The following is a 17789-nucleotide window of genomic DNA, read 5'->3' on the forward strand; positions in this document are numbered from 1 at the left end:
AAACAGATGCAGACAGAATACGAATTGCATGATATCGTTGAGATGAAAAAGCAGCATCCTTGTGGAACTAATCGGTGGGAGATCATTCGGGTCGGGATGGATATCAAAATCAAATGTACCGGATGTGGACACCTAGTGATGATGCCGCGGCGCGATTTCAACAGAAAGTTAAAAAAGATTTTAGAACAAGCTAATTCAAAAGATCATGAGTAGGAAAGAGTGAAGTAAAAAATGTCATTAACAGCAGGAATTGTGGGTTTGCCCAATGTTGGTAAATCAACTTTGTTTAACGCGATTACAAAAGCGGGTGCAGAAATGGCGAATTATCCGTTCGCAACAATTGACCCGAATGTCGGAATGGTCGAAGTGCCCGATCAAAGACTGACACGGATTGACGAATTAATCCCAGCTAAAAAACTTGTGCATACAACCTTTGAATTTACCGATATTGCGGGAATTGTCAAAGGTGCTAGTAAAGGTGAAGGCTTGGGGAATAAGTTCTTGGAAAATATTCGTCAGGTAGATGCAATTGTGCATGTTGTCCGTGCTTTTGACGATCCCAATGTGACACATGTCAGCAACAAGGTCGACCCTTTAGATGATATCGAAACAATCAATTTAGAGCTGATTCTAGCGGATCTTGAAAGTATTAACAAACGTTATGAGCGGGTTGAAAAGGTTGCTCGCACAAAGGATAAAGAAGCAGTTGCGGAATTCAATGTTTTGAAAAAAATCAAACCAGTGTTGGAAGCGGGCAAGTCTGTCCGTTCGCTCGAATTTGATGAAGATGAACAAAAGATCGTGAAAGGGTTATTCTTATTAACCTCAAAACCAGTGCTTTATGTGGCCAATATTGCAGAAGATGATATGGCGCAACCGCAAGAATGCGAATATGTGCAACAAATTCAGCAGTATGCACAGCAGGAAGGCTCAGAGACATTAGCGGTCAGCGCTAAGACTGAAGAAGAGATTGCCCAACTTGATGAAGGCGATAAGCTGGATTTCTTAGAAGCTGAGGGTGTTGAGGAATCTGGGCTGGATCGTTTGATTAAAGCTGCTTACAAGCTTTTGGGACTAGCCACCTTCTTCACAGCTGGCGGCAAAGAAACACGTGCATGGACCTTCAAGCAAGGCATGAAGGCTCCTCAAGTTGCAGGAATTATTCATTCGGATTTTGAACGTGGTTTTATTCGTGCTGAGACGATTTCTTTCACAGACTTGGATAAGTATGGCAGCTTGGCAGCGGTACGCGAAGCAGGTCGACTACGGCTGGAAGGCAAAGAGTATGTTGTTCAAGATGGGGATATTATTGAATTTCGCTTTAATGTTTAACGAAAAAATGAAAAAAGGTGGGAGCAGTAGTGGGACAAGGCAACAGTGAAAACGAAAATAAAAAGCGCAATGAAGAAGTTGCCCAAAAGCAAACAGAAGCATTGCAAGAAAAAGCAACTGAAAAAAAAGTAGCAGTCCAAAATCAATTTGCAGGCTTGACGAAGCGCAATGAGGATTATATGTTCAGACTTAATCGGGTGCTGGAGGAACGGGATTTCCCGGCTGAAAAAAGAACAGCAGCGATCCAGGAAATGACAACGGAGTTGCTGGAAAAGCAACGCCAAGGCGTCATTGCTGCTAAGTATTACGGGACGGTTACCGAACGTGCACAGGAGATTATTGCGGGACCTAAAAAAGTTTATACACCGCCTGCATTTTGGAAAATTGCCCTTGATAACGGTTTAATGATTTTTACACTCTTTTGTGCCATGTATGCCGTTTTAAATCAATTTTCTGTTAAAGGCGGTCAGACTAATAATGGAATTTTGACGCTGCTTGTCACTTCCGCTTTTGCGGGTACTGGGATGGCTTACTTCTACCGCGTAACTGGTCAGCGTCGTAGTGGTGGCAAAAAAATGCCGTTTTGGCGTGTAATCTTGGTATCACTTGCATTCATGCTGTTGTGGGTTGCAATCTATACCTTAATTGCCCAAGTTCCATTCTTAAATCAAGGGTTATCGGTCTTTGCCTATGCAGTCTTAGCTGTTTTAGCATTTGGATTGCGGTACTTGCTGAAGAAAAAGTTAGATATTCCTGCGAGACCTTTCTAAATTTTTTGAATTTATTTTGTTTGACATTCTGAAAGTAAATCGTTAGAATGAGTAACATACTTTGAGGGTTGGTAGCTTTACCGCCTGAACGAACGACGAAGATAACTTATTTGGAGGAAAGCAGAATGACTTTTATGGCGATGGCTTGTATGTGTCAGTGTAATGAACAGAAGTATTGTTTCTTTCGCACGGACATCTCAAGTAGGACATAAAAGCACATTTTTGTTTTATTTCAGAATATCTCCAGATAATGCAGAAAGAACCCGTACTTCTATTTACTAGAAGTGCGGGTTCTTTGCATTTTCCGACTGGCTCTCTTAGAAAAAAATTTAGTCAGAAAGGTTGTGAAGCAGGAATGTGGAAGATTGTTACGGATGCGCTGCCCCAGTTGATCGTCGCGGGGCTGCAATACACGATTCCAATTGCAATTATTTCCTTTATATTTGGTCTAGGACTTGCTTTATTGACTGCTTTAGTCAGAATTTCACGCAAAAAGAGTATCTTTTTTATGGTACTTAAAGCCTTCTTCCGTTTTTATGTCTGGCTTTTTCGAAGTACGCCCTTATTAGTCCAGTTATTCATTGTATATTTTGGTTTACCTTATCTTAAAATTAGCGGGATTGCACCTGATGGAATCAAATTGACGCCGCTGGTGGCTGGAATATTAACATTTTCTCTTAATACGGGTGCTTATTGTTCAGAGACGATGCGTGCAGCAATCTTGTCAATTCCTAAAGGACAATGGGAAGCAGCTTATTCAATTGGAATGACGAGAACACTTGCATTGCGGCGGATTATTTTGCCGCAAGCGCTGCGAGTCTCTTTACCGCCGCTTGCAAATAGCTTTATCAGTTTAGTGAAAGATACTTCACTGGCAGCTTCAATTACAATTGTCGAAATGTTTGAAGTCAGTCAACAAATTGCGGCGCAAAACTTTCAGCCCTTAGTAATGTATTGTTTGGTAGCAGCACTTTATGCGGTGGCATGTACACTTCTTTCTTGGTTGCAAGGCTACCTCGAGAAGATTACGTCGCGTTATGTTTCGAATATTAATTAGGAAAGAAGGACGAATAAGTGCTAAAACTTGAGAATTTAAGCAAGACTTTTGGCGAACATCGTGTCTTGGATGGAATTTCGACGGTCTTTCCTGAGCATGAGACGACAGTTGTTCTAGGACCCTCTGGCTCAGGCAAATCAACATTGTTGCGCTCACTTAACCTGCTTGAAAGACCTGAAGCTGGTCGCTATCATTTCGATGATGAGCTCTTTGATTTTGGGAAGGGGCTTTCCAATAAAGAAATTCTCAGTATTCGTAAGCGTACGGAAATGGTTTTTCAAGAATATAATCTTTTCCCGCACCTGACAGTTTTGAAAAATATTATTGAGGGTCCAACTCAAGTCCTGCATGAGGCAAAAGATACAGCTCAAAAACGTGCCCAAGAGCTACTGGTTAAAGTTGGGTTGGGAGACAAAGCAGATGCTTATCCCAGTCAGTTATCCGGTGGGCAAGCTCAACGTGTGGCAATTGCAAGAGCACTTGCTATGCAGCCCAAGTATATTTTACTTGATGAACCAACGAGTGCGCTTGATCCAGAACTGGAGCTGGAGGTCTTGAAAGTTTTACGACAGTTGGCGCAGGAAAAGCAGACGTTGATCATTGTGACACATAACATGGCTTTTGCACGGGAAGTGGCTGCCAGAGTTTTATTCATTGAAAATGGTCAGATTTTATTTGACGGTCCAAAAGCAGAATTCTTTAACACGAAGAAACAACGAATTGTTGATTTTATTTCCGCAATGACATTTGAAAATATTTAAAAAAGGGATGGATAAAAAATGAAATTTAAGCTTAAACGGACACTGTTAGTGGCTGGAATTGCACTTTTGGGAGTTGCAGTTACAGCTTGCTCGTCTACTAAAAAAGCGAGCAATAATGATTTTCAGTCGGAGCTAAACCAAAAAGGGACCTTAACGATTGGTTTGGAGGGTACCTACTCGCCTTATTCATACAGAAAAGATGGTAAACTGACGGGGTTTGAAGTTGAGCTTGGTAAGGCGCTCGCAAAGAAAATGGGTGTTAAGGCTAAGTTTGTTCCAACTAAGTGGGACAGTTTAATTGCCGGGCTTGGAAGCAACAAGTATGATGTAGTTTTAAATAACATCACTGAGACACCTGCGCGGGCAAAAAGCTATCTTTTCTCGGATCCTTATATTTATTCACGTTCAGTCCTGATTACACGCAAGGACGAGACCGGGATTAATAAGCTAAGTGACATTAAAGGAAAGAAGTTTGCAGAGGGGACCGGAACAGATAACGAACAAACTGCTAAAAAGTATGGGGCAGAAACTGTGCCTTCCGGTGATTTTGCAACGACAGTCTCGCTGATTAAACAGGGAAGGGTTGCCGGAACGATCAACTCTAAGGAAGCTTTCTTAGCGTATCAAAAGAGCAATTCCACAGCAGGTTTGAAGTACAAGGATGTTTCAGATGAAAAAGATCCGGCTAAAATTGTAGCATTGTTTAATAAACAATCGACTAAGTTGCGGAAAAAGACTAATACAGCGCTTAAGCAATTGCGCAATGATGGGACCTTAAAGCAACTGTCTAAAAAATATTTCAGTGCGGATATTACTAAGTAATTGAGTGCTGCAATCCCAAGTTAAGCTTTGGAAACTCGGGTTCACAGCCTAGATAGTAATTTTGATTTAAGCAACACGTTTACCCATAATAATTAGAGCGAGATCGATTCAAAAGTTAACTTTTGACTTGGTCTCGCGTTTTGTGTATGTAGCAATTTATAAGCTATTAAATTAATGTGCTTTTTACAAGACATTATCGTTTTTAAAAGACCGTCGTGAGGAAAAAAGCAAAGCTAGCCGCTAGGAAAATGAAAAGTGTACCTGCTTAAAAATAGAAAAGGCGTTTAATAACGTTATGAGTCAAACTAGCAAGTTGAATTTTTATAAAATTGACAGGGAGGGGCATAGATTTAACCAAAAAAGGAGAGTGTGACATAAGTCGGGAAAATTCTCCGTCTAACTTCGAATTAGCACTCAAATTTTCCCGACTTATGTCACACTCTTGCTTGTTTTATTTTCTGCTGATTTTAAAATTTAGCTTTCAGTGTCTTATAGTGTTGCAAAGTAAAGCAGTGTCCGAATCATATTTGAGGTGAACCCGTATTCGTTATCATACCAGGCAGCAACCTTAATTAATTGTTGACCTTCACCCGCAATAATTTCTGTTTGAGTTGGGTCGAAGACTGTACCATGGGTGTCATTGATAATATCGGTAGACACCAAGCCATCACCATTGTAGCCAAATGAATCAGATTCGTACTTTTTCATAGCTGCGTTAACTTCTTCAACTGTGACATCCTTTTTCAAAACTGCAGTTAATTCGGTAATTGAACCATCATTAACAGGAACACGAATAGCTGAGCCAGTCAATTTACCATCCAATGAAGGTACAACTAAGCCGATTGCTTTTGCAGCACCAGATGAATGTGGCAACGAATTTGAAGCTGCATCACGATTTGCTTGACGTTTTGCAAAGTTGGCAGATTTGGGACTATCTTGCAAGCTTTGTGAAGCCGTGTAAGCGTGGACTGTTAACATTAGTCCAGTTTTAACACCAAATTCTTTCTCCAAAACATTTGCAATCATTCCCAGTGACTGTGTTGTACATGAACCAGCGGAAACAATTTTGTCATCTGCAGTTAAAATATCTTGATTAACACCATAAACAACAGTAGGAATTGCACCAGCTGGAGCTGAGATCAATACTTTCTTAGCACCAGCATTCAAATGCGCTTGTGATTTTTCAGCCGAAGTATAGAACCCAGTAGCCTCCAAGACGTAATCAACCCCATCATTTGCGACCCAATTCAAATTAGCAGCGTTACGTTCTGAGTAGACAGTGTAGTGTTTACCGTTAACGATAATACCATCTTGATCAGATGAAACAGTGGCATTCAAAGTACCGTGAATTGAGTCATATTTCAACATATATGCCAACATATCAGGGCTTGTCAAGTCATTAATAGCGACAACTTCGATATCGGATGCTTTGTCTGATAACTCAAGAATACGACGAAAAGCTAAACGACCAATACGTCCAAATCCGTTAATACCAATCTTAACAGTCATATGGTTTAACCTCCCAATTAGGTTTGACTTTTACTAACCACCGCCATTGTAGCACAGAGATTTTTACGGCGTACTTAAAATGCTCCGCTTAAGTTAGTCATTTTTAGCAATTATATTAAATGATGAATTGAAGGTTGACTGTGAAAAGATGGGACTTAACAAAGAGTTAAATAAGTTCACGGATTAGCTCTAAAAATCAGTTCTGTTGGCTAAGTGTAAATTGCAGATAGTCAAAATCAGAGCCGCTTTAGGGCGCAAAACTTTAATTACTTTTTAACTACTGGAATTAACATCGCTCCAGTTGCTGTTTGGGCAGCAGTCTTGCTGATCACTGCAGCATTTGGTCCGCCAACATATGCATAGTTAGGGATTTGCCCTAAGACCTGCGTAAATGCGGTGTTAGTTACGGTATCTGCGAGCGCTTTTTCTGAATTAGCAGTTCCAGGTACGACAACATATTCGCCTGCTGGAAATTCAATTCGCCGAGTTGCTTCTGGTAAAGTTTGCTTGCTGCGAACAGCAATATAGTACATCATTTTTCCGTCAACTGCTTCATTAACGATGAATAAGTCTGAGTCACTAGCGATCGCACGCAACTTTGCGAGCCGACCATCTTGATTAACCGCCTGCCAAAATACATTTTTGGCAGCCTCAATTGCAGCGTAGTCTTGAAAACCGGCTTTGAGTTGTGTTCCAATTGCAAGGATGCTGAATGCTGGTTTTGTCTCAATCGTATAGTGTGCCATAATTATGGCCTCCTTTTAATATTTGAATACTGTCATTATAAGGTATAATGGTATCGAAATTTGATACCTTTTAAGGGGATATTATGAAAAAAAATGAACGTTTAAATCTGATGATGCGTTATATTAACAATCGTGGCTTTTTCAAACTTAATGAACTTCAGCAAGAATTCCATATTTCACGAGCAACTGCTTTGCGGGATGTAGCTGATATCGAGGCAATGGGGCTACCATTAGAAGCAACTGTCGGTCGTGGAGGTGGATATGCTGTCATGCCCAACACTTTGTTGCCTACTATTCGCTTCACCCACAATCAGGTAAAGGCTTTATTTATTGCTTTTATGGCTTCGCGCAATCAGCAATTACCCTATCTAAAAAATCGCCAAGATATTGTAGAAAAATTGCTAGGCTTGATCTCCCCAGTTCAGCAAGAACAGTTGTTGCTGCTTGATAATCTTTTAGTCTTTGAGGGGACCAATCCACTGAAACCAGCTTTATTGGAACTTACTGATCAACCGCAACCGCAATTAGAAAAGCTCTTAACAGTCAGCTTATCCACACGACAATTGAAAATTAGAGCTAACGGGAAAAAGTATCAAATTTACTTAAAACATTTAGAACGTGCTAATGGAAAATGGTATCTGGATTGCCTTGACCTAAAACAGCCGCAACGCTTAATAATAGCTGTTGCTGCAATTAAGGCAGCAGTTCCGCTGCAGCCCAGTGAACAAGTTAAGACTACAACATTAGCTGCACTATTTTCAAAAACGGCGCTTAACCCTAATTTGATTTTGCGATTAGATGCTAGGGCTATTGCGCAGTACAAAAAGTTTCATCCGCTACCATATAAGCTAACTTATGTTGACCCGTTTCAGGCAAGGGCACAAATTAGCGAACATGTAGCTCCAGAAGGTGACAAAGAGCTGCTAATTAACTGGATTTTATTTCTCGGTCCTGGCTGCCATGTCGAACTGTGGCCTAAATCACTTGCACAAGCTTATAAAGCCAGGTTGAAAAATGAACTTAAACGTTAGAATCACTGGCTAAATACGTTGAAAGATGGAATTATGGGCAAAATGCTGATTGTGGCTGTTTCCGAGATATCTGCGCCACTTAATGAAATGAAATCGGCTACCAAACTTGTCATATCGTTGTATATTAAAGTGGTAAACTTGAATAAGCAAAATATTTTGGAATAAAATAATACCATTAATTGATGATTACGGTATTAACTTTTTCTCGTGAAGAGAGGAATCCACTTTGAATAACTTTTAGATAACAGGCAAAGGATAGCGATATATGTAGTGAGTAATCATTTAATATAGATTGAGGTAAAAATGATGTTCAAAATTAGCTTGAATAAAAGAATTTATTTCTGCATAGGCCTATTTATTGTGATACTTTTCTTCGCAAACAAGGTAATGTTGCAGACACCAGCAGCATGGATTGCAATTGCAGTTTTTGTTATTTTGTGCAGATTGTCAACTTATCTTGATAATTATCCAAGCAAGGGCTCAAAAATAGTTTCAAAATTAATGTGTTTAATGATTTTGCTTAGTTTGTGGTCTGTTTTTATTTATACACATGAAAATCGCTATTCTACACACGAAGTTTACGCTATTCAAATGTTTAATTCAAAAAGTTTTAAGATTAAAATACATGGTAGAAATTACGTACTTACTACTCAAAATAACAGTTTTGGTTTTTCCAGAACATATTTTTTCAATTTATACAAAAGACGCGGGATATTCTATGAACGTGTTAATAAGAAAGCATATTTTATATACACACGAAATATGCACCCGGGTAAAAGTTCTGTTTGGATTTTTAAAAATACAGTTTTGAAGGATGTTCATGTTTTACAAGTAGATCTGAAAACAGCCTTTTACTATCAACCAACAAATTGATTTTTAGCAAGTCACAATTAATTGTAGTGTTCAAAATGCATTTTTAGAATTTATCCATGTAGTGAACTTCTTTAGTTATGTTTTACTAAGCAAAATAACATTTAAAAGTATCAAGGAGGACTCGAGAGAAAAAGTTGTCTATGCACAGATAGCCTGAACATAACTTAGACTCGGAAACTAACTACACTCAAAAAAGCTGGCGTGCAAAAAAATCTTGCCGAAAAATTTTCGGGGAAGATTGGTAAAACTGCAGCAACTCTTTTTACAACAATAGTCGCAGATTTAGCGTAAAATTGTACAATTGTCTTAGTTACAATATTAGACTGTCAGGGTTAATATTAACTTACAGTCTTTTTTAGAGAGGAAATTTAATTTTTTATGTTGATTATTCTGTTAGCTGAAATAGCAATGTTTATTTTTGGAGTACTTGGGATAGTGCAGGCGATAAAACTTAATAAAACAAATAAAAAAATTCGTGTTTTTCGTATAAAAGAAAGGACCAAGTTAACTGAGAATCAAATAAAAAAGCAACAAGTCTACCTTAAAATTCATATGAGTAAATTTATTGTATTTGTCATAAATACAGCTATTATTGTTACTATTATTTTATTGGTACTTTTTGGGTATAGTCTTCGGAATCTTTTTGATAAATCAGGAAGCCTGGTATTTTTTTTGATAAGCCTATTAATGTTAACAGTTATTTTATATGCTAGTTTTGTGCAAAAGTCAGTAACAAGAGGACAAGCAATTAAGAAAAAGTATATTGCCAAGTATCCAGATAACCCTCTGAAATTTTTTATCTACCCAGATGAGTTACTCATACAGTACAGATACGTATTTAAGCGTGCGGGTATATTATTACTGATTACCAGTATTTTAGCTTTTATCATGGGCTTAATTAGTTAAATGATCTCCAGTTTATATTATACAGTGTGAGTTGCATTTTATAAGTGTGGTAATTGTTTATAACGGAGTAGAGGACTTGGACCTTTTAAGTGTATTCTAATGGTTTTTTTTATTTCGTGTTATATTTGTGCTTATAGATGTTCATTAGAACTGTCCAAAAAGAGTTGCAAAAATGGCTAAAATTACTATTCTCGCAAAAATTCATATGAAAACAGAGGCTAAAAAAAGTGCTCAATCTATTTCATCTAAAAAAAACAAAAATCACTTCTCTAAGAGATTTTGTTGACGAAAATTATATGCAGATGAAAGCCCAAAATTCGCAATCTTTTTCGCAAAAAAGGAACTCATTACAGGTTTTTCAAACTGAAAAACATAATTTTCCTTTCAAGGGACTAATTTTTGTTTTAGAACTTAATTCCTATCCGGGTTGGGAAGATCAAATTAACCTATTTTCCAAAAAAAAATAAGTATGCCCGAGAAAAAATTTAGAGCAGTAATTATTTTTTTGTTTGAAAATGAATATTACGCATTATCATATAATCGTGGTGACTTAATTCTTAAGAGTGAAACTATTGATACTTCATTTGGAATGGATATATCAAAATTACTATTATCTAAAGATCAACTAAATAATATAACCACATTTCATGCGTGGAATAATCCGCCTCTTAATTATACAGTATATTCACCTAAAAATTCTCCAATTCCTTTATACAAGCAGTCCATAAATAATGACTTCATTATAGTAAATAAGATATCTGGTAATAGTTTTATAGAAGTTCACAATAGTAATGGTGAAATATTACAGCTTAACACTAAAATTATCGGTAATACTTCACTACACCTTGAAGGTGCCACATTAATTAAAAATGACCTTTTGACTGTCTTGAAAGCTTTAAAAAATGTTATTGACTCTAAAGGAAAAGATGCGTTAACGTGGACAAGTGAAATTTCTCAATTGAAGGAAACTAAAAAATGTAACACAAAACTAAACAATAAATTGAAAAACCTGATAGACATTTTAGAAAGTAATGGAGAGTTGAAAATAAAATCCCTAAAAAATATTTGTTTTTTGGAATATCCTAATAATACAGGTTTGGAATCTACATTTACAATCCGCAATGTACGTATTGATAACAAAAAAAATTTTTATAATCTAAATGATCTTGAACATTGGCAACGTGTCATTTCTACTCTCAAAAATAAAAACGATGGTCTATCCCTCTTAGATTCTCTTTCTAAGTTAAAGCTTGTGGAATACAATGAAAATAACGATAAAGTCTCAGAAAAAAGTTTGTTTAACTTCTTGTACTTCAGTTATAAAAAAGCAGGAAATTTCTTTTTCCTGTATTCTGGAAAATGGTATTGCATCCCCACTGATTTAACTAAAAAGATTACTACTTATGTTGAATCCATTACCATTTATAAAAATGATAAGTTTCGCCCTAGAGATAAAAAAACAGATCTTGACGATAAGTCTCATCGCCCAACAGAGAACGCTTATACCAAAAAAATATGCGCCGCCAATCCTGACTTAACAAGTCTGGATAAAGCCAAATTTATACCTTCGATTAATTTACAAAACAACCACGGCAGTATTGAGATATGTGATATTTTTGAAATTAAAGATGATCGGTTAAATTTTATTTGTTTGAAACCCGGAACTTCTGGTCAGTCTTTTAGTCATCTTATTGCACAAGCCAGAAATTCTGCAATGTATTTATCAGATTTAACTAACACTGAAATTAGAGATTTCATAAACAGTAAATGCGCTAAAAAAGTAGATTTAACCTCAAAAAAAATAAATATAATTTTAGGGATTGTTAGTAATAAAATCCATGACACAAATAATATTGATTTATCTCTCTTTCCAATCATGTCTTTAATATCTATATATGTCTTAAAAAAAGACTTGGAGCAAAAAAACATTGAATTAGAGATCCTTTTGATTCCGTCAAATTAACTTATACGCTTTAGTATTCCATTTTCCGCAACAAGTGGCTGCTCTTAATTTGCTAATGACTAGAGTATCTTTTTATCGCTTTAATATGGTAGTAAGGTTACGCTTATGACTTTAAGACAACGGATAAAAGAAGAACGAGAAAAAGAAAATGGACACAGAATTATCTTGCAGAAACTCTTAATGTTTCTCGTCAAGCAATTTATAAGTGGGAAGTCGGCTGTTCTTGTCCCGATATTGATCGTTTAGTACAAATCAGCAATTTACTCGACATTACCTTAGATAGTTTGATCAAGGGCGATGATTCACTAAAAAAGCATAGTTATTACCAAAAACGCAGGGCACAAAATAATGTCTGGAAATTTATGCGCAGTACTGGTTGAATGATGGTAATTGCAATTATTTATTTAATCACTAAAATGGCCATCGTTATTTTTAGTTAAGAAATATTTAGGGTCTATAATCTTCAAATAACGTCTAACAAGAGCAAGCAATGATTCTCTGCTTGCCTTTTTCGTATTTTATAGGCACAATTATTTTGAAACTAGGAGGGCATTTATGAAATTTGGCGAGCGTCTTAAAAATGCAAGGACAGAATTGAATCTTACTCAGGAACAAGTTGCTAACGATTTCTTTATTACTAGACAAACTATTTCTAGTTGGGAAAATGAGAAAACTTATCCTGACATTTCTAGCCTAATTAAATTGAGCAACTATTACCATGTTTCACTAGATATTTTGTTAAAGGAGGATACAGGCATGCGTGAATTTTTGAAAAGGGAAGAAGTTACGAGAAAAATAAAGCCAATTTATCGCAATCTTATAGTTATTGATCTATTAGCCTGTTCATTACTACTTGGTGATTTTTTTAATCTAATACATCTAGGCATATTTATACTTCCAATATTTCTTTTAGTATTGTGCAGTGTAGCTGCATTAAACAAGTTAAGAGCTTTCGATAATTCTAGTTCTCTTGGGTTAAAATACGCTTGGCAAAAATATTTATCTGGAGAAAAAGGGCTTAAATATTCACTTATTATACCGACATTATTTATCATTTCAGGAGTTATTTTCCTTTTATTAAAAGAACAGTATATTGGTGGAATCTTCATAATAACAGGAGCTTCATTTGTATTTTTTATTTTTACGAAAACAAAACATCAATAATATCATTCATAAACCACAAGGGCTATAACTGACAAACACTTCGCCTTATATAATATACATAAAAAAGGATATCTAATTAGAAGCAATTCTGATTTGATAGCCTTTTTCGAACAGTAACTTCATGATTTCTATTTTAACAAAAAGTCCTTTCACCCTAATGGATAAGATAGCTTATGATAATTGCTACAACAAAAATAATAGTGAAAATCAAAAGTCGAGCAGTTAGTTTGTTGAAAGGGTTATGCACTTTTTGCTGACTTTCTTCATATCGGATTTCTTTGGAAAAGAAAATTAATGTTATCCCATTTAATGCAATGCTGATTAACAGTGAAACTGTACTTAATAAAGAAAGTTTGCCTAGAAATTGTTGTTGTGAGGCCATGACAATCAAAATAAGATTAAGAATGTTAGGCCCCCACATATACTTTTTTAAACTAGTTAATCTAGTTTTTTTCTCAATGTCTTTAACGATAACAGATCCTTCTACCAATAATTTATCTAAAGAAAGATGATAGAGTTGAGCCAACTTTATTAAGCTTTCAATATCAGGGAAAGTTTTACCGGTTTCCCAATTGGAAATTGTTTTAGGAGAGATAAATTATTTTTTGGCAAGTTGTTCCTGAGTAAGATGAAATTTCTGACGCTCCTGTTTCAAAATTAAATTTAGTTTTATTGGCATTCGCTCACAATCGTTTTTTTTCTTAGGTTTACTATAATTATTGGCGCAACATTCACCACCCGATATGTTACTAATTCAGTAAAAATGGGCTAGCAATCCTTTACTAGTATAGCTAGAACTGACTTTAAATCGTCAAAAACTCAAAATTTAGTTATTTAAGGGACTATAATTACCAAATAACGCATAAAAATAGCAAGCAAAGAATCATTGCTTGCTATTTTCGTATTTTATAGGCACAATTATTTTGAAATCAGGAAGGCGTTTATGAAATTTTGTGATCGTTTTAAAAATGCATGTCTAAAATATATTTGCTGATTAAGAACAAAAAAAACAAACTGATAAGTACTCCCAAAAGGCCACCCAAAATATATTGAATCCATAATTTTCGTTTGCTTATCTTATTTTCCTGAGTGTGCTTACCATTCAAATAATTCAATATCTGGTGAACATTATGCAAATTATTTTTATTGCTGAATTTGATTAAATAAAGCGTATTTTCGATTCCTAGAATAGTGAACGTAACCATGATCACTATACTAATTGATAGTGGTAGCCAATGTAAGCTAATAAAAGCTAAATAAATCAGTACTAGACAAAGAATATTAGTAATATAAAGCCAACATATCTTTCGCCGCATCATCTGATACCTAACTTGGTCTATATCACCTTTAACTAGATTATCCACTGACTTATTAACCATTTTTGACAAAATGAGTAAAGATTTTAAATCTGGGTATGTTTTATCATTTTCCCAGCTAGAAATCGTTTGCCGTGAAACGTAAAGCTGTTTGGCTAACTTTTCCTGAGATAGTGCGTGTTGCTTTCTTATAAGTATTAGTTGTTTTCCAAAATGCATGCCTTCATCTCCTTGTTGTCTATAAAGTAGCATGTTTTAAGAAATATAACCGTCAAAAGTCCTTTACATGGACTAATTTATGCACTGTTCCTGAAATTTTTATTTTTCCCTTATCAATTTGGGAATTTAATAAAGGGGCTATAATCTCCATTCAACACCCAGAACGACATATCACAGAAAAACAGTTTTAAAAAATCATGAGTAAAGTCGGTGATTTGTTAGCTATTAATTACCTAGGCACCCATACGATGCACAAAACAAATGCCTATCGAGTTTACACGCAATCTAGTTAGGTCATGCACTTGTTAAATCATTCCAGCGAAGACGTGATGCTAACTTATTTAGGCTTGGATCAAATCAGTCAAGAAGCGATGTTCAATCAAATTGATTTTGGTTAAGTTTATATTATTAAAAATGATCTTAATAGCATTAAATATAGGCAAACTTATGTTAGATTTTAATTAATTAGAAAGCTGGTGTGCCTATGGCAATTAAATACGGTAACTGCTCAGTACAGTTTTAAGAGAAGTCTGTCCTGTACTGAGCATAATCTGACAGACAAAGCTGTACTTTGATCGCGACTTGCTCGTCATTGAAAGGCAGTTAAAATGAACAAATTAAATTCATGGTATCAGGAAGAAGAACAAGGAATTACAGGCTGGAATTTTTCACATCTTGATGGTCGCTGGCAAAATGAAGTTCTTCCTTGGAATTATCGGAATCTTGTTTTAAGTTATTTAAAATCAGATATGCAACTATTAGACATGGGAACAGGCGGTGGTGAGCTGTTAAAAGCCTTTCATCACCCAAATAACAGAACTCAAGTAACCGAAGCATGGGCACCTAATATCGATCTTTTAAAACAAACGCTGGTCAAGCAAGGAATAAAGTTGCATGCTCTCCTTGAAGCTCATGAAGCTGATTTACCTGTAAAGAATAAGTCTTTAGATATCATTTTGTAATGCTTTAAATTCTTTAGAAGTAACTTCAGTTCCATCATCAAGTTCAACAGGATTTGCAATTTTAATCCAGATATGAATTGATGCAAGAGACACTGCATATTCTTCTGAAAGAGAACGAACTGGGTGCTTCTCCTCGGGTGTATTTTAATAATGTTTGCTTTAAAGTCGGCGGTATATCGTTTCATAATAAAAATTCCTGTCCTAGTTATTTTAGTATGCACACATGTCTAAACGTTAATATATTGAGGAAATTAAGAGGCGAAAATGTCTCAAATTATAGGTTGAGCAAAATAAAACGAAAATTAAGTATTTTTAGAATATATTTGAATACAAACAAAGAAAACTTTCAGTTCGATGAAACTACATTTCCTATAAAAACTGTTTTTAAATAAATTTTAATTTTAATAGACATATATAAAAACAAATTTGACATATAATTGTTTTTGGCCTAAGCTACAAAATGAATTGATTCTTAGTAATAATGGGGGAGTATAGGTGAAATTTTTTTGGCGAGTTTTTGGTGGGTATATGCTTTCAGGTCTAAATCTAAGTATCACATTATTAATAATTAATGAACGCGGTGTAGGACAGACTGCGCCACCAGAAATTAATTGGATAAATACATACTTTTGCTTAAATGCTCTCATTTTTTTCCCAATAGCTTATTTAATCCTAGTGAACTATCGCTCAAAAAAAATACATAATAAAGAGGTAAGTAACATTCAGAAAGCCTATGAAATTAATGGTGAATCATTCGCTACCTCGAACTTTATACCGGCTTACCTCTACCACGGTACGGTCGGAGGTTCAACGGCAGCTATTTTTCTTTTATATTATGTAGTTTTCATTTTCGCGATTTTTATAGATTTAGTTTATTTATTAAGAATTATTTATAAATCATCGCTGAATAAACATTCTTAATATTTGAAAAGTCTACGCTACTTTGCTCAATGATTTCCAAGCTGGTCAGCGCAACTGCACCATTTTTCAAGTTGATAAAGCTACTAAGAGTCAGTGACGTCATGTGCTTAAAACAGACTGATCATTTTAATCCGGACTGTATGATTAAAATGGAAACAATACTTACACTATCCAACCATTGCAGATTGGATAGGAAACTGCTTTATTATATTATTTGCCTTCTTTGCACGTAAGTTTATATGTTATCGAGCATGTAGTTAATTTTTAAATTGAAGAATTTCACTAATTTACTAACTACTCAATATAGTAGTATAAAATTAAGTAGTAAATGAAAGTGAAGCGAGACAATCATGGCAGTTAAGGAAAAGAAATGAGTCCAGGTTCAGATTGATAAGGACTTGGCAGACAATACCGAGGCAGTTTTAAAGAAACTGGGTTTAAACCCGACGACAGTAATTAACATGTTTTACAAACGTATTGTGGTCAACGAGGCGTTACCCTTTAAAATCGCTTTAAAAATCGCTTTAAATGAAGCAGAAAAAGCTACCGAGGATATACCGGTAACTAAGGTTTAAGATGCTAAAGCAGTTGTCGATTGGCTCAATGACCCAGATGAGGACTAATGTAGAACACGGAGGGTACGACTATATAAGTAATAAAAAAGGGTACAGTTCGAAGCTATATTATGAACATTATGTAAACAGAAAAGAATAAAATTAATAAATATGCATATTAATGTATAAAGAAGGCTAATAATTTGGATAAAAGAGAAGAAAAATATTTAAAGTCTAGACAAGCTTATTTAAAAGAGCAAAAGAAAGAATATAAAAAACGTTTTAAAAGGTATGGATTAGGTATATTATTTGTTATGTTCATCATTATTTTACTGTTAGTGCAATTTTATTATTTTGGGGTTTCTGAAGCAAAGAAAGATATTCTTAGTCCACTATTTACTATTTTAATTTCTTTGGGTATTTTAAAGGGCTTTGATATGCTTTTCCAGTGTGAAATGAAAGTTAATGATTTAGATGGTGAAATACATGATGTTGGTTTTAAGTTGGAGGCTTATACAAAAGAAATTAGTTCAAAAAGTAAAAAACACCAGGATAATTAAATCCCAGTGCTTTAATCTACTCTTTGTTAGCTCTCAAGGCTAGATAGATAATAGCTAGCTTGATTACTAAGTCAGTAGATAGATAAAGTGTTAGGTGCAAAGATTGACACCACCTAGCATACAGTTTAATTAAAGGTAATCAGCCTTGTACTGTAGCCATTAACCAGTACACCAGATACTAGACTTGGTAACTAGAGCGTGGTAACCTATAGATAGGTAAAGTGTTAAGGTGCTTAGATTGAACCATCTTTGTGGACTTAATCACTCCACACACTCATGGACTCTCAGACTTAACTCTCTGAGGGTCTTTTTAATTGCACAAA

General features: G+C 35.4%; 19 protein-coding genes and 4 pseudogenes. 18 read left to right on the top strand and 5 right to left on the bottom strand.

Annotated elements, in window-relative coordinates:
• Positions 1 to 6: 6 nt before the first annotated feature.
• The 6 genes from AB3Y88_RS07135 (at position 7) to AB3Y88_RS07160 (ending at position 4742) form a co-directional block, all read left to right on the top strand.
• A complete protein-coding gene (locus AB3Y88_RS07135) occupies positions 7 to 213 on the top strand; it encodes a DUF951 domain-containing protein (protein ID WP_054757823.1) in 207 nt (68 codons plus the stop codon).
• A gap of 18 nt (positions 214 to 231) precedes the next feature.
• Positions 232 to 1332: a redox-regulated ATPase YchF gene (ychF, locus tag AB3Y88_RS07140; protein WP_056960571.1), complete on the top strand. Its 1101-nt coding sequence runs from the start codon at positions 232 to 234 to the stop codon at positions 1330 to 1332.
• Between the two features lie 29 nt (positions 1333 to 1361).
• Entirely contained in the window at positions 1362 to 2102 is a 741-nt protein-coding gene (locus tag AB3Y88_RS07145; RefSeq protein ID WP_054757822.1) for a DUF1129 domain-containing protein, read from the top strand.
• Positions 2103 to 2457: 355 nt separating this feature from the next.
• The gene (locus tag AB3Y88_RS07150; protein ID WP_056960629.1) at positions 2458 to 3159 is read left to right on the top strand and encodes an amino acid ABC transporter permease; all 702 of its coding nucleotides are present in this window, start codon (positions 2458 to 2460) and stop codon (positions 3157 to 3159) included.
• Positions 3160 to 3176: 17 nt separating this feature from the next.
• Positions 3177 to 3920 (top strand): amino acid ABC transporter ATP-binding protein, encoded by a 744-nt coding sequence (locus tag AB3Y88_RS07155; protein WP_054757821.1) that lies wholly within the window; start codon positions 3177 to 3179, stop codon positions 3918 to 3920.
• Positions 3921 to 3938: 18 nt separating this feature from the next.
• Positions 3939 to 4742, top strand: coding sequence for a transporter substrate-binding domain-containing protein (locus AB3Y88_RS07160; RefSeq protein WP_228888401.1), 804 nt, complete (start codon positions 3939 to 3941; stop codon positions 4740 to 4742).
• 489 nt (positions 4743 to 5231) lie between these two features.
• Here AB3Y88_RS07160 and gap read toward each other — a convergent pair whose 3' ends face one another.
• On the bottom strand, positions 5232 to 6251 hold the full coding sequence (gene gap, locus AB3Y88_RS07165) for a type I glyceraldehyde-3-phosphate dehydrogenase (RefSeq protein ID WP_228888403.1): 1020 nt from the start codon (positions 6249 to 6251) through the stop codon (positions 5232 to 5234).
• 266 nt (positions 6252 to 6517) lie between these two features.
• Positions 6518 to 6997 carry a GyrI-like domain-containing protein gene (locus tag AB3Y88_RS07170; RefSeq protein ID WP_054757818.1) on the bottom strand — a complete coding sequence of 160 codons (480 nt, stop codon included), beginning with the start codon at positions 6995 to 6997 and terminating at the stop codon, positions 6518 to 6520.
• Between the two features lie 83 nt (positions 6998 to 7080).
• Here AB3Y88_RS07170 and AB3Y88_RS07175 point away from each other — a divergent pair, with 83 nt between their 5' ends.
• The 6 genes and pseudogenes from AB3Y88_RS07175 (at position 7081) to AB3Y88_RS07200 (ending at position 12934) form a co-directional block, all read left to right on the top strand.
• Positions 7081 to 8028 carry a YafY family protein gene (locus AB3Y88_RS07175; protein ID WP_228888406.1) on the top strand — a complete coding sequence of 316 codons (948 nt, stop codon included), beginning with the start codon at positions 7081 to 7083 and terminating at the stop codon, positions 8026 to 8028.
• Between the two features lie 306 nt (positions 8029 to 8334).
• On the top strand, positions 8335 to 8901 hold the full coding sequence (locus AB3Y88_RS07180; RefSeq protein ID WP_367293413.1) for a hypothetical protein: 567 nt from the start codon (positions 8335 to 8337) through the stop codon (positions 8899 to 8901).
• A 378-nt stretch (positions 8902 to 9279) separates the two neighbouring features.
• Positions 9280 to 9807, top strand: coding sequence for a hypothetical protein (locus AB3Y88_RS07185; RefSeq protein WP_228888408.1), 528 nt, complete (start codon positions 9280 to 9282; stop codon positions 9805 to 9807).
• Between the two features lie 469 nt (positions 9808 to 10276).
• Positions 10277 to 11770, top strand: coding sequence for a DUF6119 family protein (locus AB3Y88_RS07190; protein WP_367293414.1), 1494 nt, complete (start codon positions 10277 to 10279; stop codon positions 11768 to 11770).
• Positions 11771 to 11875: 105 nt separating this feature from the next.
• Positions 11876 to 12150, top strand: a pseudogene (locus AB3Y88_RS07195) (helix-turn-helix domain-containing protein).
• 175 nt (positions 12151 to 12325) lie between these two features.
• On the top strand, positions 12326 to 12934 hold the full coding sequence (locus AB3Y88_RS07200; RefSeq protein WP_261909665.1) for a helix-turn-helix domain-containing protein: 609 nt from the start codon (positions 12326 to 12328) through the stop codon (positions 12932 to 12934).
• A 154-nt stretch (positions 12935 to 13088) separates the two neighbouring features.
• Here AB3Y88_RS07200 and AB3Y88_RS07205 read toward each other — a convergent pair whose 3' ends face one another.
• On the bottom strand, positions 13089 to 13529 hold the full coding sequence (locus AB3Y88_RS07205; protein WP_261909668.1) for a helix-turn-helix domain-containing protein: 441 nt from the start codon (positions 13527 to 13529) through the stop codon (positions 13089 to 13091).
• Between the two features lie 367 nt (positions 13530 to 13896).
• The gene (locus AB3Y88_RS07210) at positions 13897 to 14469 is read right to left on the bottom strand and encodes a helix-turn-helix transcriptional regulator (protein WP_261909664.1); all 573 of its coding nucleotides are present in this window, start codon (positions 14467 to 14469) and stop codon (positions 13897 to 13899) included.
• A gap of 146 nt (positions 14470 to 14615) precedes the next feature.
• On the opposite strand from AB3Y88_RS07210, the pseudogene AB3Y88_RS07215 reads away from it, so the two are divergent.
• Both AB3Y88_RS07215 and AB3Y88_RS07220 read left to right on the top strand, forming a co-directional pair.
• Positions 14616 to 14867, top strand: a pseudogene (locus AB3Y88_RS07215) (hypothetical protein); the annotation flags it as partial.
• 210 nt (positions 14868 to 15077) lie between these two features.
• Complete coding sequence (locus tag AB3Y88_RS07220; RefSeq protein WP_261909663.1) at positions 15078 to 15431, top strand: class I SAM-dependent methyltransferase; 354 nt, start codon at positions 15078 to 15080, stop codon at positions 15429 to 15431.
• Here AB3Y88_RS07220 and AB3Y88_RS07225 read toward each other — a convergent pair.
• A pseudogene (locus tag AB3Y88_RS07225) lies at positions 15417 to 15616 on the bottom strand (IS3 family transposase); the annotation flags it as partial. The gene AB3Y88_RS07220 and the pseudogene AB3Y88_RS07225 sit on opposite strands and share 15 nt — an antisense overlap.
• A gap of 310 nt (positions 15617 to 15926) precedes the next feature.
• Between AB3Y88_RS07225 and AB3Y88_RS07230 the strand changes: the two are divergent.
• From AB3Y88_RS07230 to AB3Y88_RS07245, 4 genes and pseudogenes are all read left to right on the top strand, one after another.
• Complete coding sequence (locus tag AB3Y88_RS07230) at positions 15927 to 16352, top strand: hypothetical protein (RefSeq protein WP_261909662.1); 426 nt, start codon at positions 15927 to 15929, stop codon at positions 16350 to 16352.
• A pseudogene (locus tag AB3Y88_RS07235) lies at positions 16339 to 16501 on the top strand (site-specific integrase); the annotation flags it as partial. The gene AB3Y88_RS07230 and the pseudogene AB3Y88_RS07235, both read left to right, overlap by 14 nt.
• Before the next feature lie 237 nt (positions 16502 to 16738).
• A complete protein-coding gene (locus tag AB3Y88_RS07240) occupies positions 16739 to 16927 on the top strand; it encodes a type II toxin-antitoxin system RelB/DinJ family antitoxin (protein ID WP_261909667.1) in 189 nt (62 codons plus the stop codon).
• 182 nt (positions 16928 to 17109) lie between these two features.
• Entirely contained in the window at positions 17110 to 17466 is a 357-nt protein-coding gene (locus tag AB3Y88_RS07245; protein ID WP_261909661.1) for a hypothetical protein, read from the top strand.
• Positions 17467 to 17789 lie beyond the last annotated feature (323 nt).

Origin of the sequence: Liquorilactobacillus satsumensis (assembly GCF_964065465.1) — a bacterium.
Taxonomy (GTDB): Bacteria; Bacillota; Bacilli; order Lactobacillales; family Lactobacillaceae; genus Liquorilactobacillus; species Liquorilactobacillus satsumensis.